General features: G+C 33.8%; 15 protein-coding genes. 9 read left to right on the forward strand and 6 right to left on the reverse strand.

Annotation, left to right across the window (positions count from 1 at the left end):
* Positions 1-77 precede the first annotated feature (77 nt).
* From tnpB to BKP35_RS16405, 3 genes are all read right to left on the reverse strand, one after another.
* Positions 78-1,250: an IS200/IS605 family element RNA-guided endonuclease TnpB gene (gene tnpB, locus BKP35_RS16395; RefSeq protein ID WP_071314460.1), complete on the reverse strand. Its 1,173-nt coding sequence runs from the start codon at positions 1,248-1,250 to the stop codon at positions 78-80.
* Positions 1,251-1,346: 96 nt separating this feature from the next.
* Complete coding sequence (locus BKP35_RS16400) at positions 1,347-1,541, reverse strand: hypothetical protein (protein WP_071314461.1); 195 nt, start codon at positions 1,539-1,541, stop codon at positions 1,347-1,349.
* A 19-nt stretch (positions 1,542-1,560) separates the two neighbouring features.
* On the reverse strand, positions 1,561-2,115 hold the full coding sequence (locus tag BKP35_RS16405; protein ID WP_071314462.1) for a hypothetical protein: 555 nt from the start codon (positions 2,113-2,115) through the stop codon (positions 1,561-1,563).
* 291 nt (positions 2,116-2,406) lie between these two features.
* On the opposite strand from BKP35_RS16405, the gene BKP35_RS16410 reads away from it, so the two are divergent.
* From BKP35_RS16410 to BKP35_RS16445, 8 genes are all read left to right on the forward strand, one after another.
* The gene (locus BKP35_RS16410; protein ID WP_071314463.1) at positions 2,407-2,766 is read left to right on the forward strand and encodes a hypothetical protein; all 360 of its coding nucleotides are present in this window, start codon (positions 2,407-2,409) and stop codon (positions 2,764-2,766) included.
* An 89-nt stretch (positions 2,767-2,855) separates the two neighbouring features.
* Positions 2,856-3,158 (forward strand): PrgI family mobile element protein, encoded by a 303-nt coding sequence (locus BKP35_RS16415; protein ID WP_071314464.1) that lies wholly within the window; start codon positions 2,856-2,858, stop codon positions 3,156-3,158.
* 1 nt (position 3,159) lies between these two features.
* Positions 3,160-4,023 carry a hypothetical protein gene (locus BKP35_RS16420; RefSeq protein ID WP_071314465.1) on the forward strand — a complete coding sequence of 288 codons (864 nt, stop codon included), beginning with the start codon at positions 3,160-3,162 and terminating at the stop codon, positions 4,021-4,023.
* A complete protein-coding gene (locus BKP35_RS16425) occupies positions 4,010-6,142 on the forward strand; it encodes a VirB4 family type IV secretion system protein (RefSeq protein ID WP_071314466.1) in 2,133 nt (710 codons plus the stop codon). Before BKP35_RS16420 ends, BKP35_RS16425 begins: the two co-directional genes overlap by 14 nt.
* A complete protein-coding gene (locus tag BKP35_RS16430; protein ID WP_071314467.1) occupies positions 6,133-8,160 on the forward strand; it encodes a hypothetical protein in 2,028 nt (675 codons plus the stop codon). The genes BKP35_RS16425 and BKP35_RS16430 overlap by 10 nt, the downstream gene beginning before the upstream one ends.
* Before the next feature lie 11 nt (positions 8,161-8,171).
* Positions 8,172-9,974, forward strand: coding sequence for a M23 family metallopeptidase (locus BKP35_RS19995; protein WP_245741986.1), 1,803 nt, complete (start codon positions 8,172-8,174; stop codon positions 9,972-9,974).
* A gap of 47 nt (positions 9,975-10,021) precedes the next feature.
* Positions 10,022-10,648 (forward strand): hypothetical protein, encoded by a 627-nt coding sequence (locus tag BKP35_RS16440; RefSeq protein WP_071314469.1) that lies wholly within the window; start codon positions 10,022-10,024, stop codon positions 10,646-10,648.
* Between the two features lie 329 nt (positions 10,649-10,977).
* Positions 10,978-11,382, forward strand: coding sequence for a hypothetical protein (locus BKP35_RS16445; RefSeq protein WP_071314470.1), 405 nt, complete (start codon positions 10,978-10,980; stop codon positions 11,380-11,382).
* 116 nt (positions 11,383-11,498) lie between these two features.
* On the opposite strand, the gene BKP35_RS16450 is transcribed toward BKP35_RS16445, so the two are convergent.
* Positions 11,499-12,566 (reverse strand): hypothetical protein, encoded by a 1,068-nt coding sequence (locus BKP35_RS16450; RefSeq protein WP_071314471.1) that lies wholly within the window; start codon positions 12,564-12,566, stop codon positions 11,499-11,501.
* 498 nt (positions 12,567-13,064) lie between these two features.
* On the opposite strand from BKP35_RS16450, the gene BKP35_RS16455 reads away from it, so the two are divergent.
* A complete protein-coding gene (locus BKP35_RS16455; protein WP_071314472.1) occupies positions 13,065-13,376 on the forward strand; it encodes a hypothetical protein in 312 nt (103 codons plus the stop codon).
* Between the two features lie 150 nt (positions 13,377-13,526).
* Here BKP35_RS16455 and BKP35_RS16460 read toward each other — a convergent pair whose 3' ends face one another.
* Positions 13,527-14,849, reverse strand: coding sequence for an FtsZ/tubulin family protein (locus BKP35_RS16460; protein ID WP_071314473.1), 1,323 nt, complete (start codon positions 14,847-14,849; stop codon positions 13,527-13,529).
* Positions 14,850-14,861: 12 nt separating this feature from the next.
* Positions 14,862-15,212: a hypothetical protein gene (locus tag BKP35_RS16465; RefSeq protein WP_071314474.1), complete on the reverse strand. Its 351-nt coding sequence runs from the start codon at positions 15,210-15,212 to the stop codon at positions 14,862-14,864.
* Positions 15,213-15,540 lie beyond the last annotated feature (328 nt).

The following is a 15,540-nucleotide window of genomic DNA, read 5'->3' on the forward strand; positions in this document are numbered from 1 at the left end:
CTCCACTTACGAAAGAACATCACTTTCGTTGAAGTGGGGGGCTTCCTAAGAACTCCGTTCTATCGAACAGATATGGATTAGGCGATCCCTGCCGTCCCGACAGTTAATCGTAGCGCTTCGTTACGAAGGTTAATTCCTGCGTTAATGTCTCTTTGGTGATGGGTTTGGCACTTTGGACACTCCCACTCACGTAAAGCGAGACTTTTAACGTCTTTGTGTTTATAGCCGCAACACGAACATAATTGACTACTTGCGAAGTTTCTGGCTACGACAACGACTTGTTTGCCATACCACATGGCTTTGTACTCCAACATGGTGCGAAATTGATACCAAGAGACTTCACTAATGACTTTTGCGAGTTTGTGGTTTTTTAACAAATTTTTCACAGACAAATCTTCAATCCCGATGATGTCGTGGTTTTTGACAAGGTCGGTAGAGATTTTGTGTAAGAAATCATGGCGCGCGTTAGTAATTTTTTCGTGAATGCGAGCCACTTTGATCCGTTGATTGTGCCAGTTGGAAGAACCTACGGTTCGTCTTGAAAGAATCCTCTGCGCTTTTACGAGCTGTTGTTCAAGTGTTCGGGACCACTTGGGATTATGGTAAATCGTTCCGTTCGAAAGCGTAGCGAAATCTTTTAACCCTACGTCGACACCAATAGCTGAATGTGTTTTGGGTAACGCTTGAACTTCTGTTTCAACGAGTATCGATATGAAATACTTCCCACTCGGATTACGTCGAATGGTCGCATTCATTATTCGCCCTTCAACCTTGCGATTTTTTGCATACCGCACAAGTCCTAGTTTTGGTAACTTGATGTGTCGATCAAACACTGCGATATTCCCGTTGGTTTGCTTGGTGGTATACGACTGAACCTTGTTCTTCTTTGACTTGAACCGAGGGACTTTTGCTTGCTTTTTGTAGTAGCGAGTGTAGGCATCGTGAAGGTTCTCGACGGATTTTTGAAGCGAAATGCTATCAACCTCTTTTAAGAAAGGGTAGTGTTTCTTTAATAATCGAACCGCTTTGACTGATTCGTATTTGTTGAAGAATTCTCCTTTCCAAACATTAGACGGAAGTTGCCCGCTTTGTTTCATTTCTTCCACAATGGACCAATACAAATCTTTCTGATTTTGTTTCGCCAGGAAGAAGTTAAATACGAATCTTGAACACCCGAACGATTTATGGATGAGCTCGGTTTGTGCTTTTGTAGGAGAGATACGAAACTTATAAGCTTTATTCACTAACATGCGTTTCACCTCGCTTTCTATCACGATTATACCATATACCGAGAACGTAAGTTCGTTTTGGAAATGTTAAGTTTAAGCCAGCCATTCATCCACCACTTACTCGCAATCTCCTTGAAGTGGGGGTCTTCTGGCTAAAAATGATAAAACAGATATAGTAACGTTACTAACGTATTGAGTTAATAATATAAATACTCCTATATATCCCATTGAAACTAAAATGGGAATAAAGGATAACTTTATCGGTGTTGGAGTTTTAACTCTCAATTGTTTTATTTGCTCTTTGGTCAACATTGGTAGTGCCTCCTTCATATTATTTTTGAAATTGCGCTAATTCCTCGTCCGTATAACTTCCGAAAATCTCGTATTCTTTTGGAATATCAGGTAACCTGTAATAATCGATCGCTTCATGATAAAGTTTTAATTCTTCGATGTTAGAAAGGTTTTTTAGGATTTCCTCTACTTTATCCCAATCTTCATATTTCTCATACAAATATTGTTGATTAATTTCCCAAACGTAATTTAATTTGTCGAGTGGCGCGGTAAGAATCGTTTTTGGCTCTAAGAAATAAAAATAAGGAGCAGTTGTACCGTATTTTTTTTGAGATGTTTTTTTTGCTTTTTTTATTTTTCTATTTAGGTTCCAATCTAGAGAGGCTCCGAATACATATAGTATCCCTGCGCCGATAAATGCCGTGGCCATGAATAAAAAGTGTAAAACGAAAATCATCATAATATCGAAGTTAGCATTCTTTCGATACTTTTCAGGGAATAATCCAATATCAATTAGAAAATCTATAAACCCTTGAAAGTGTGAAAAAATAACTGAAAATATAAATATAATAATAAACCCTAAAATTAAGTGCATATAATTTCTCCCCCCTTATATACGATATACATATATATGTATATCGTATATTTATTATATCCTATTTTTTAGTAATATACAATAAAAGTATTGTCTAATGAAGCTTTTTTTTGTAAAATTGTAAATGTAAAATTAAATACGATTACAGTTTATTGTGATTTATTTTGGCGGAAGACGCAAAATAATCTCCTTGTCGGGGCTTATTTTGCGTTTTTTTTGCGTTTTATACGTCAATAAATGGTTCTTTAGGCGTATAAAATTTTTATATCTAAAAAAATAGGAGGAATTGTAGTGAAAAAAGTTAAAAACGTACTTTCGTATCTCACTGTTTTTGCTTTCTTGGGGATCTTAGGTTTTTTTGCTTCTCCAGAAACAGCTTCAGCATCAGTACCGTTAATTGAAGGAGGGACAGGCGGTGATATTACTGATATTAACGCTATTATCCAACAATGGATTACTAATATCCGTGTTATTGGAGTGCTCGTTATAGTATTTGCTATTATTATTGCAGCCATTATTATTGGTATGTCCCTTGGTAATGCTCAGAAGCGCGCTCTTGGTGTATCGGCTCTAATATCCGCTGTTATCGGCATCATACTTGTAATGAAAGCTCCTGATCTTGCGAACTATTTTATTAATCAATCGAATTAATATTCTTATTGCCTTTTAAGAGCCCTTACACATAAGAGTAGGGGCTCTTTTCACAAAAATATAAGGCTTCAAAGAATGGGGTGAATAAATTGAAAACAACAATGCCATTCGATACCGAGACCGAGAGAAAAGTCATTAAAAGTATGTCTTGGCGTCAAAGTTTATATGTACTCGTAGGGGGTCTTATCTATATGTCTATCGGCTCAGAAGTTTTGTTTGCTGGGTTCTCTTTTATCACTACTGTGTTATTGTTAGCTTTCCTTACTCCTATTACCATTCCTTTTCTTGTTTTTGCTTTTTACAAAAACAAGGATACTTCTCTTTTTTATGATCGTTATTTACTTTTCAAGTTTAACCATAAAAAAAAACAAGTAGGACTATGGAGGAAATAAAATGCTTACAAATCTAATTATGCTAATTATGATCGGGATTGTAATCTTCATTTTTTCTTTTCCGATTATAGGGAAATCTTATCCATTTCAACTTACAAAGAAGAAAAAAAAGAAAAAGAATAGTATTCAAGATGCACCTCAGATAGATGGAAATTTTCAAGAATTGATGGGAATTAGAGCTATGTATGGGGATATTGTTGAACTTGATACTGAAAAGAAAACAGGTCGTAATTTCTTAGGACTTATTCGAGTAGATGATATTAACTATCTATTAAGAAGTTTAAACGAACAACGACAAACTGACCTTGCTTTTGAAACTTTATTAGCTCAACTTAACCTTGGTCCTGGTCGTGAAGTAAATGTAGGTATTCATATCCAGTCTAGACCTATTGATCTCTCTGAACAATTAAAACCTTATCAAGAAAGTTTTGGAAATCTAAATCCTATCGCTCAACGCTATGCGCAAAGTATGTTTTTTCCTTTTATGGAGTATTGGCAACAAACGGTTGATGAGTACGGCTATCAATCTTACTTTCGTATCGATTTAAAGTATAGCGAATTATTATTAGAAGATTTAGAAGAAGATCAAATAATTATGAAAGTAAGGAATGAGTTTAATCGGGTGGCATCTATTATTCAGCGAAATTATAACTCTATGGGTGGACAAAGTGCCATTTGTAATGAATACCTAATGTATGAAGCTTTGTACTTTGCAGTAAATAAACAAACTTCAAGCTTAGAGCGTTTTAAAAATATGATGGCTCAAGAAGGTTTATTATCACCATTTGTAACAGGGGATGCTAAAAGTAGCGTTTATGTAGATGATATTGAAAGTGAAGAGGGTGAAAAGCGTGAAGTTGTTTAGACGAAAGAAAATACAAAAAGTAGATGAAATTGAAGAAAAAAATTCAAACAATAAGAGAAAAAATAGAACTAATGAAGATCCTCAACATGAGAGTTATATAGAAAAAATTGCTTTAGAAGGCTTTCATATCCCTATGGATATTCGTGACAGGGGCTATCAAATTGAACAACGTGCAGGAAAAGAATATCCGTTTCGCTCGTATATCTTAAACTTCGGTAACACAAGTATTTCTACTGGAGAATTAGATACCTTGTTTCGAGCTGGAGCTTTAAATATAAACTTTCATCTTTCGAAATTGACGAAGAGTCAAGCAGTGAACAAATATAAACGTGCAGTAACAGACGAAGCAGCTCGTGCGTTACAAATGCAAAAAGCAGGAAATGAGATAGATTTTACTGAAGCGATCAAAGCTAGAGATAAAGCAGATCATCTATTACAAGAAATTTCTGATGGATATAATGATGGTTTTTTAGGAACTATGGCTGTAACGTTGTTCGGAGAAGATGACAAAACACTTGATAGTATGGGGATTTTAATCCAGGACTCTGTAGAACATAACGAGCATAGTTTAAGACCTCTTTATAACCGACAGAAAGATGGGTGGTTATCTAGTCTACCACTATCACCGAATATGTTAGCTTCTACAGTAGATAAAAGATTTTTTGACCGTACCGCTATTGTTGCAACTTCACCATTTTATTCATCAAAAATTCCGTTCAGTGGTGGTGTACCTCTAGGAGAAAACCTACATAATCGTAACATGGAGTTTTTAAATGTATTTGCTCCGTATCTAGAAAACTATTCATCTCTTATAGTTGGAACTTCTGGAAGTGGTAAGTCGTTCTCTAATAAATATATTTCTTCTTCTCAGATTCTTCTTGGCAATCGAATTTTTTCTATTGATCCTGATGGAGAAAACGGGCCAATTTGTGTCTTAATGGGTGGAAAAGAAGTTGAAATTCGTGAGGGTGGACAAAACACCATCAACCCTTGTGCGTTAACGGAAGAAGAAGTTGAACACACATTACCTAATGGTCGTCGTGTTTCACAAGTAATTGTTCCAATAGGATCAAAGGTCGGACGATTAGTATCTTTTTATAACAAATTACTAGACGGAATGAACTCTCAAGAAAAAGAATTAATAAAAAAGGCAATTCTTGATGTAATTAAGGATTGGGGAATTACAGAAGATCCAGAGTCTCTTTATGAAAAAGAGAAAAGACCCGTTAGACAGAAAAATGGAGAAATTATTTATAAAAAGCAACGTAAAGTAGAATTTACTCTTTCCGATATATATAAACAACTACTTAAAAATAATACAAGCGGTTATAACTTAGATAATTTAACTTTTCAAGAGATGATTGACCTTGATTCGAGAAGGTTACTCAAGGTCCTTCGTGGTTATTTACGAGATCGGCCAGACGGAATTATCTTTGATGGTCAAACTCAATTTGGAGGCGAAAAAATTGAGAATTTATTAGACGATATCCCTTGGGTGAACTTTAACATTAAAGCCATTGAAGGCTCAGATATTTACGACATTGTATTTTATGTATTAACTGTTCTAGGTTGGGAGTATTTTGTTAAACGGCCTTCATTACGTAAATATCGAAAACGACTTAAAATTGAAGAAGCTTGGCGTATGAAACATATCGATGGTGCCATGTTGTTTGTTGAAGAATTAGCTCGTCGTTCTCGTAAATATAACGCTGGTGTAGATATAATCACACAGGACTTAAAACCTTTTCTAAACGATCCGAATGGACAAGCTGTCGTAAAGCAAGCAACTTCTGCTCTATTTTTACGTATTGGTGCAATGAATAATGATGAAAAAGAAGAATTGCAATCGATCTTTAACTTATCTGAAGGAGAACTTGAAATTATCTGTAGAAAACCTTCTGAATCTGAAAACGATCAAACGAAAGGTGAAGGAATTATACGTGTTGGTGGGTCTAGCGCTTACATTAAAGTCAATGTAAGTGATGAAATGCGAGCATTTATTGATACCGACCCTGACTATCTTATCCGAAATGGTTTAATGCCTTCAGTTGATGAAATTATTGATGAAAATTCTGAAATGTCTACTGAAGAAAAAGAGGGTGTCTTTGCATGGGGTTAAGGACGCTTAAGGAAATAAGTGATCGTAAAATACAAGTTTATACCTTATTCTTTTTCGTGTTGTTTTTGACTATTCCAACACCTGTTTATGCTTCCGGCGAAAAATGGTATATGAAACCGTTTGAATGGATGGTTGCAATGTTCTTTGAATATATACTCAGTCCATTTTTAGGCATTCACGAACCTGCTTATTATATTTTTTATCAAGGTGATGGACTTATTTGGGGATTATATACACAAGAACAGTTTGCCCATGCTATTCAAACTGGATTTCACATGATGCTTTTTATCGTTAGTTTTATGCTCGTAACATCTATCATGAAAATTGGTGTTCAAAATGTCTATGGACGATTTTCTGCAAGCATGAAAGTGGATTTAATGGACAATGGATTAAAAATTCTCATAGCAATAGTATTGCTTTTCCAATTCTTCCCGATAATGAACATTTTTTTTACAATTAACATGTACGGTGTAAGTTTGTTTGAATCAGGAATTTCAGAACCTACAAGTCTAACTGACTTAGGTGCCGATATACTAACTTCAGCTGATGGTACAAAAAGTCCAGGTGACGAAATCACGTTCACCGACTTAGATAACTCTAGTAATAATCCAATTAAAAACGCTATTGTTTCGTTTTTCTCCTTGGGAGTATCTATTTGGTTTAAAGCCTATTACATTCAACGAATATTTATAATAAGCGCTTTAATCATATTAGCTCCTTTATGGATATCAGCTATGTTTTTTCCTAAACTCGAAAGAACTACAAGTACAGCGTTCAGAGAGCTTTGGGCGCAAATCATGGCGCAAGTAATACACGCTGCTACATTTTTCTTGTACTTTTGGCTATTCGATGGTTCGGAAGATTGGTTTACATATATCATTGCGTTAGCGTTGTTTATTCCTGTTTCTGAATCGATCCGTTTTGCAATGGGGGCAACAAGTGAAAACGCAGGTCGCCTTGCCATGGTCGGAACATTAGCTGGGGCTGGTTCATTACTTCATATGGGGAAAGCTGCAAACGATATTCGCCAAGGTAGTATGAACTCGTTTGCGGAAAGAAAAGGAGTTTATGACGGACCAAGAGGGACTTCTAATGGTCCTAATGGTGGCGGAGGCGGTGGAATGTCTCCAACTTCAGAAAGTAATGGTCGCCAATATGGTGGTACAGGACACTTGAATGCTTCACCTAATAAATTTACTCGTAATATGAGAAGTTTTGGTCATGTAGCATCTGGAGTAGGATCTGCTATGTTGCGAACTGGTGGTTATGCAGCAGGAATGGGAATTAATCCAATTGCTGGTCATTTTGCCGCGGAAGGTGGATCTGAAGTTGGAAAAAATGCAGGTTACGGATCGGGTGTTCTCTCATATGCTGGAGCTAAAGGTATTCAAGGAAAAGCCAGAAATGCACAACAAGGATTTAATCAAAATTATCAATCTTCTATGGATCAAGGTCGTAATCGAGTTCAAGCGACTTTATCTGGGATTGGTGGAGGATTAAAAGAAGGAACAGTGTCATCTGACTTTAAGAACAATCCTAATAGAAGAAATGAGGTACTCCAAAAAACTGGTGGCGCCGTTGGTGAATCGATGTATGGCAGAGGTATAGGCTACCACATGGGTTCTGAAACAGCTACTAAATACGCCGGAAAAGGTGTAGAAGATATTGATTTAGCTCGTTTAAATGTTAAAAAAACCTACGCTGTAGTTACATCAAATAAAGGTAGTTATTTAGCCGAAAAAGGTGAAAATAACCAATTAGTACCTAGAACGAACATGAGGTCAGGAGATCCATCCTTACCTAATGATCAAATGATAATTCAAGAGTATAAAATAGAATCTAATAAAGATGGAATTAGAAGTTTCAAACCATCTACATCACAATATTCTATAAATCAGGTACCAGCGAATAACGGAAGTGGTGCAAACCAATGGAAAAAAGCACCTGTTGAGCAACAAGCAAATCAACCAAATATTCAAGAATTTTTGAATAAAAACTCCCCACCAAACAAGGTATAAGGGAGGAATAAATGATGAATATTCAACAAGGGATAGATTATGGTAAGCAACAAGTCAAAAAATATATAAAGAAAAAAATAACAAAAGCCATTATACTTGCTTTAAAGAAAATACTTTTAAAATTAGTATTTTTAATTATAAAAGCATTCTTAGCAGCAATGGCCGCTTTAACCACTGTACTTGGATTACCTACAGTTATTATCCTAGCCATTCTAATTATCATTGGAGGAGCAATGTTCCTACTTGCTCCAACTTTGGGGTTAATCGACGATGACTCACCTATCAGTCAACAAGAAGTACGTTCAGAATTGGAAACACTTATCTTTAACTCAAGCGATGAAACCAATTATAGACCACCTATTGAACTAGTAAGCTCGATAGATATGATGAGAATTATTCAAGAAGATTTAAACCCTTGGGATGTCAATTTTTCCCCCATTGTAGAAACGCTATCACCTGACTTAACGTATCAAGACTTTGAAGATACTTATGAGGTGAAAATTGTTACTACAACTACTAAAGAAGTAACAAAAACAGCGCCTAAAGAATTGACTTACGAAGCGTTAGAAGAAGTTGGAAAGGAAATTAAAGTCATTTGTTCGTCAGATGAATTTAATAGTTTACCTTTCGAGTTAGTTCTTAACATTTGTTATCAAGAAGTCCCGGTTTATGACTATGTAACAAAGACAAAAACCGTTTTAGTTCCTATTGTAGAAGTAGAATCAGATATAGACACCAGCGTAAAACTAGAAAGTAAGAAAGTAACATTCTTAAAAAATGCACATTCCTGGAATCGTTATGAAACCTATTATTATAAAGAGGTTGATCTAAACAATTCTTTTAAGTTAGTTGATGTAATAGAAGAAGGAAACAAGAAAGTTGAAGTGTATAAAAGAAAAACAAAAGAATGGATTTTTGATGCAAAAGATTTTGAACATGATTATACCAAATTTGATGAAGTACTTATAAACTTAGAATTAGAGAATTCATCGATTATGCTACTAGTCGAGGCTCTTAAAGAAAACAATATCCCACTAGATGGGTATAAAGGGCATTTTTTTGATATTTTCTTAAACGGTGGTATGAGGATGATGATTACACAGAAGTATATGGAGATATATAAAAAAGCAGAAGAAACTCATAACATTCCATGGTATTTTATAGCAGCAGCACACTATGTTGAAACTAAATTTTTCACCCTATCCGATGAAAAAAGTAATTTAAATGTTTTAGAAATTGAAATATTTTTAATTGCTCAACTCCTAAGTGAAAATGATTTTGAAAATAATAACAAGGAAGCGTTAAGAAAAATCAATCCTACTGAAAACTATGTAGCTGACGTTATCCACTTTGCTGCTCTTTTTAAAACCTCGCAAGGAGCACTACCTCCTATTGCGGAAGGAATTTTTACTAGACCGGCTATTGGCCCACTTACATCTGACTACGGGCATCGTTGGGGAAAAATCCATCATGGAGTAGATATAGGAAAGAGCTCGGAAGTTGTTCCTATTGTTGCAAGTGCAGATGGCATTGTAAGTCGATCTTACTTTTCATCAAGTTATGGTGAGACTATATTCATTAAACATAATATAAATGGGGAGGTTTGGGAGACAGTTTATGCACACATGGCTAGTGGTTCTAGACGTGTCCAAGTTCACGATCATGTATCAAAAGGACAAGTCATCGGTCTGATGGGCAACACCGGGAGAAGTAAAGGAGCACATCTTCATTTCGAAATTCACAATAATGGTGGTTGGAATTCGAATAAAACGAACTCCATATCTCCTACTAAAAGCGGATTAATTGAATGGTAATTTAGCCCGTGTCTACGTGCTTCCTTTTCTAAGGAGGATCATTGAAATTGAATAAATTATTAGTGACTTCGATTGTTTATTCAATATTTATAATTGGTGGCTTGTTATTATTCATTAATTTAAGCCATGAAGATAATGTAAATATTGACCAAGGTAAAGAAATTATAAAAAAATTAGAAACTTCCCTATCACAAAATGATCATTCTGAAGAAGATGATGATGCAGGTTACCACTATAACGAAGAGTTTTTAAAGGTTTTTCAAAATATAGACCAAACACTTAATTTCTTCATAGCGGTTTTAATAGAAGAGAATGAAGAATTATTTACTTCTTTTTTTATTCCACAAAGATACTCTGATGATTTATGGGCTTATTCAGAAGATCCGTACTTTGACAATGCAAATTATAAAATAATGAGAGAAGTGAATAGGAATGGAACTTTAATGTCGGCAAGGTACGATTACAATATAAAGGATGGATATAAGAGTACGCGGAAAGATACTGACGTCAAACTTATTTTTGTTTATGAGGATGGAATAGAAGTAGAACTTTCAATCGATCTAGTCATGATCGGAACAGAACATAATATTAAAGACAATATTTATTTTATTGAAAATAGTGTGTTAGAACTGATTGAAGAAATCAAACGTCAAACAAAACGAAAAGAAAGCTAGAAATAGAACGCCTTCTAAATCTAGCTTTCTCTTACACACTTAGGAGGAATGAATATGACGATTCATTCCTCGTTTTTAGTTTATCAGTTTTATAATGTATAAGCAATATAGATAGGTTTTTTTGGACGTTATGAAATTGATTTATAACAATAATTTATTTTCATGGAGGGAAAGTTAATGGAATTAGAAAATACACTAATTAATGAAATTTGGGATAGAGGCTTTCAAGTATAGTTAATGGCTGCTATTATATTTTGCTTAATAACTTTTTCATTTTATTTTTTCTTTAAAAAATTATTTCATTTAAGAGATTTGCTAGTATAGTTTACATGTCATTTTATTTTGGGCTATTTGTAACATCAACCGTTATAGTAAGTAGTTACTCCGAAAATTCAACTGTAATTGCTTATTCATCAGTCCTTATTGGTATATCCTTAACCTTACTAATTTCAGCGTCCCAAAGTTTTGAAAACGATATTACAATCGATAACCTCTCAAAAACTATATCAGAAAATATATTAAGAACTCTTTACAGTAACTCTAGCCCTGAATTAGTTAGAAAACAGTTTACGGAAAAGGCAGCTCTTAAAGTTAGTTCTAAAGTTAATTCCAACTCAATTAAAACGGCCATCGCAAAAGGAATTGTTAAAAACATTGATATTGATAAGTTGAGAAAAGAAATCGCAAAAGAAATCGTAAAAGAAAAAACAAGTATAGATCATCATAATTTATAAGCATCCTAGCTAATTAACTGATTTATCGGGTACTAAAAAAGAAGGTTGCAACTTAATTGTGATGATTGCGATCTTCTTCCCTTCATTATTTATTGAACCTATTAATATTCCATAAATCAGTTATCTTTGTTCGTTTTCTTTAGTAAACTTTCTATCCTTTTATCGATAAACTCGCTTTTATTTCCTGTTAGCTTTTTTATCAAACCTTGATTCTCCCACTCTTCTTCTGCTTGCTGCCTCGCTCTAATCATTTCTGTAAGACTATTAATCTTTTTTTCGCTCTCTAATATTCTTTCTCTCTCTTTTTCCTTATCTTCAAGGTTTTCAACTAAAGAAGAAGAATGCTCTTCTGCTTTTCCTATAATCTCTTTTAATTCATTGTTTTCATGAACTAACTCTTCTATAGCTTTACTCTGCTCTTTAAGTTTCTGCGAGATCGAACTTTGATCTTCTTCAAACTTTTCAACTAAAGAATACGAATGTATTTCTGTTTTTCCTACACGCTCTTTTAATTCATTGTTTTCATAAACTAACTTTTCTATAACTTCACTCTGCTCTTCAATCTTCTGTGAAATAGAACTTTGATCTTCGAGTAAAAGTGTTTCAGAAGTTAGTAAAGACTTAAGTGGTTTTTTTAAGCTCGGATTACCATCTTCACCTTTTTCGACTAATAACCCCCATAAAACTTCATTCATTGCTTCAAATTTCTCTAATTTCTCTTTCATTTGCTCCAGGTTAATATCTCCATAATTAGATGGAGTATTATTTGGTACAGTAGTTGGTTTTCCTGTAATCCCCACTTCTGCTCGTAAACCATTTAACCTAAATTCGTCTTTAAGTAAAAAGACCATTTTAATCTTAATTAGAGAAAGGTAATTTAATCGAATATATTTATTTGATGGTGCATCATCTGGGATAATGTACTCCTTTAAATTATCAATATAATAAGTAATAGAACTTGGCGGAATGCGCTTCTCTCCACCAATTACCCTACCTGCTTCCGCTACACTATACCATCTGTGCAAATCCTGTTCCAAAGCATTTATAAAGTCAGGATGATATAACTCTTTTTTTAATTGATCTCGTTCCATAATTAGATTAAATAGATTATCATACTTTAACTCTTCTTGTATCCTTATAAGTAAATCAGACTCATTAGGTAAAATCTTAATCTCATTCGACAAACGAATCTCCTCCAATCTATACCAATTTCAACAAAACGAAACCAAACGATTTTATCCGTTGAAAATCACTCACATTTGTGATCTTCTAAACAAAATAATAACAAATTCCACCTAAAAAATATACCTTTTACGAAAATGAACGAATTTTTTTACCTAACTACATTTAACGAAAATCAACTAAGTTTAACTATGTCTAGTATTAAGTTCCTTCATTTATAACGAAATCGTCTATCGTTATACTTAGTTAAAACTCGTTTAACCAACGAAGTATAACGAGTTTTTTCGTTAAAAAAACGAACTCTACCGAATTTTTTCGTTAAAAACTATTCTGTATGTAGTGAATTGGACAATATTCCAACTTATTCGTGCAAAATCAATTAATAATAAGTGTAATGATATTGTTTATAATTAAATTTAAATAGATAACTGTAGTAAGCAAATAAAATAAAACTTTTTATGATAATTGCTAGATTTTATTATTGAAATGAAATAACGGAAGTGGAAGGAAATAAGATTAAACCTAAACTACCTTTATGGTTAAATCAAGAAGAAGTACAGCATAGTTACGAGTTTATAGAAACAAATAAAGTGAAAGTAATCGTTTGTTGTGATGACGAAAGTGTTGTTGTAGATATATTAGGAAATACGATGCAAGTAGAAGGAGATGTAGACGGTTTAAAAGGTATAAATAAAGATAAAAAAACTTACCTGGAACTGATCAAGCAAGAGGCAAAAGATGCATTGGAGGAAAAAGAGCGCTTACTGAAGTTGTTGGAACCTATTAAGAAAATGAGGAAATCTTTATTTTAAAAACTGAATATCAAATAATAAAGAAAAATACATTTTGAACAAACTTTCTTCCAAAATGTATTTTTCTTATTTACCAGAGAATGTGTAGAAATTTTTTCTTGTTACAATTAAAATAAGGGACAAACTAAATGTCTGTCCCTATATTTAATATTAAATTAAATCAAATGGATCTACGTCTTTTTTGTCCTCATTCTTTTTCTTGGTTGAATCAAGAGAATTGAATGGATCATCTTCTATTATTTCTTTTTTTGTGCTACGTGAAAATCCCGATAGAGCAGATAAAACATCATCTTCATCTTCATTAATAGCATTTTCTAATTCTTCGAGTTTTTGATTTTCCACAATTAACTCTTTAATTGAAGAAGGTAACGATAATCCTGCAAACACAGCATAGAAGTAAACCTCATTTCTGTTGCGAATATCGTATTGATATTGAGCAACAGGTCTTTCTGATGCAATAGGGGAGATCTCTTTTACTTTGTGCTCAATAGCATTGTTAAACTGCATATTAAATATTCTTTTAGCATTATTTTCATTGGATACTATACTAATCGCTAAACGTGAAGCTTTGTCGATCTTAAATCCATCTGATAGAACCCCATTATGAATATTTTCTTCTAGTTTCTTTACATAAGTTAAACTTTGCTCCGTATCAACACTATTAGCTGGGACACTAAATTTTGATAAGTGGAGGATACCAGGTGTTTTAATTAAATTTTCAAACTCTGAACTGTCAAAATGATATTCGCCATAAGGTTTAAAGGACGCTGTTACAATATTTAATTCATGTAATGTTTCTGCGACATATTGATTACTGAATTTTAAGTAATCAGATACACTAGCGTTAGGGTGGTAGTCTGTGTAATAATCGTAAAGCTTTTGGTTATCGACCACAATTACAGAACCAAGAGCAGAAGACATAAGCTTTGTAATGGTTTGTAGTCTTTCAAGCGCATTACTCAAGACAGTTCTACCTTCGGATTTTCGAGGTAAAGTAAGTATTAAACCGAATTTTTTCTGGAAACCATTTCTATAAAGAAGTTCAGCGGCTTGAATAATACTTCCTGTGCCTGTACCGCCACCTAAGCCAGCGACAATCCATATAAAATCAGATCCCTCAAATTGAGTCTTAACTTCATTTAGAATTTTCTCTTTGTTATCTTTAAAAATTTCTTCTCCGACAGATAGATTGCGACCAGCACCTTTGCCGTTGCCAATGATCATTTTCTTGATTAGAGAATTTTTTGCTTCAATTTTGTCCAAATCTACTTTGTTTGTATTTATAAGTAGAGAAGTGTAGGGATATTTCATATTTTTCTTTCCCATTTCAATATCGGCACAAGCTGCGGCAATAGAACAACCGCCCATACCTAAGCCTAAAAATCCAAACTTCATACTAATATCGACCTGACTATCTTTTAAAAGTTGCTGCTGCAACCCTTGAGTTGCGCTTACCTCTGAAACATTTATCATATAATTCTCCTCCTAGTTATTTTTTTCTGATAGTCTTTTATTTCTAGTATATTCAAGAAATTGACGTCCTAAGTCCGATAATGAATATAGTCGGGCTTTTCCAATTTCATCTACATTTACTAATCCAGCTCCCTCGAGTCGTTGAGTGTAGCGATCGAGTACATATCTTGAAGTAACTAGTGGTTTAGGTTCATTGTCAGAAAAACTCTTTTTCTCCATATAAATTCTATTAACTTCCTCTTTTAATTGTTCTTTAAGTAGAGGTTTATGAGCATCCCTTAAAGCTAGCATGAACCATATTCCTTCTTGTTGCATACGTTCTGTAAAAATATCAAATATGTAATCAACTGATAGATTGGCCAAATGTTTCACCACCTTATTGCCTTAATGTATACAGTAATTATTGACGCATTTATTCTTGTAGTTATTCTCTTAATTATTGCCTCAATACTATCATATGTTTAATATATTTAGCAGTCAAGCCTTAATTTACCAATGTTTAGTTCATTGCCTCAATAAACGCAGTAATTATTGCGGTTATTAGTATTTATTGCCTTAATAATTGCGGTAATAAATGCTACTCTAAGGTGTTTATTCCCTTGTTGTCAGGGAGTTTCTTTTAAATTTTGTTTCTATCAATATAGTTAGTTGTAGTTCGTTAAACTACGTTGTTTTTAAACTATCTATCATT

Source organism: Anaerobacillus arseniciselenatis, from assembly GCF_001865995.1.
GTDB classification, from domain to species: domain Bacteria; phylum Bacillota; class Bacilli; order Bacillales; family Anaerobacillaceae; genus Anaerobacillus; species Anaerobacillus arseniciselenatis.

Bases quoted from the DNA above. Each gene is read 5' to 3' on its own strand.
- tnpB (WP_071314460.1), bottom strand. From the start codon at position 1,250: ATGTTAGTGAATAAAGCTTATAAGTTTCGTATCTCTCCTACAAAAGCA.
- BKP35_RS16400 (WP_071314461.1), bottom strand. From the start codon at position 1,541: ATGTTGACCAAAGAGCAAATAAAACAATTGAGAGTTAAAACTCCAACA.
- BKP35_RS16405 (WP_071314462.1), bottom strand. From the start codon at position 2,115: ATGCACTTAATTTTAGGGTTTATTATTATATTTATATTTTCAGTTATT.
- BKP35_RS16420 (WP_071314465.1), top strand. From the start codon at position 3,160: ATGCTTACAAATCTAATTATGCTAATTATGATCGGGATTGTAATCTTC.
- BKP35_RS16430 (WP_071314467.1), top strand. From the start codon at position 6,133: ATGGGGTTAAGGACGCTTAAGGAAATAAGTGATCGTAAAATACAAGTT.
- BKP35_RS19995 (WP_245741986.1), top strand. From the start codon at position 8,172: ATGATGAATATTCAACAAGGGATAGATTATGGTAAGCAACAAGTCAAA.
- BKP35_RS16445 (WP_071314470.1), top strand. From the start codon at position 10,978: ATGTCATTTTATTTTGGGCTATTTGTAACATCAACCGTTATAGTAAGT.
- BKP35_RS16460 (WP_071314473.1), bottom strand. From the start codon at position 14,849: ATGATAAATGTTTCAGAGGTAAGCGCAACTCAAGGGTTGCAGCAGCAA.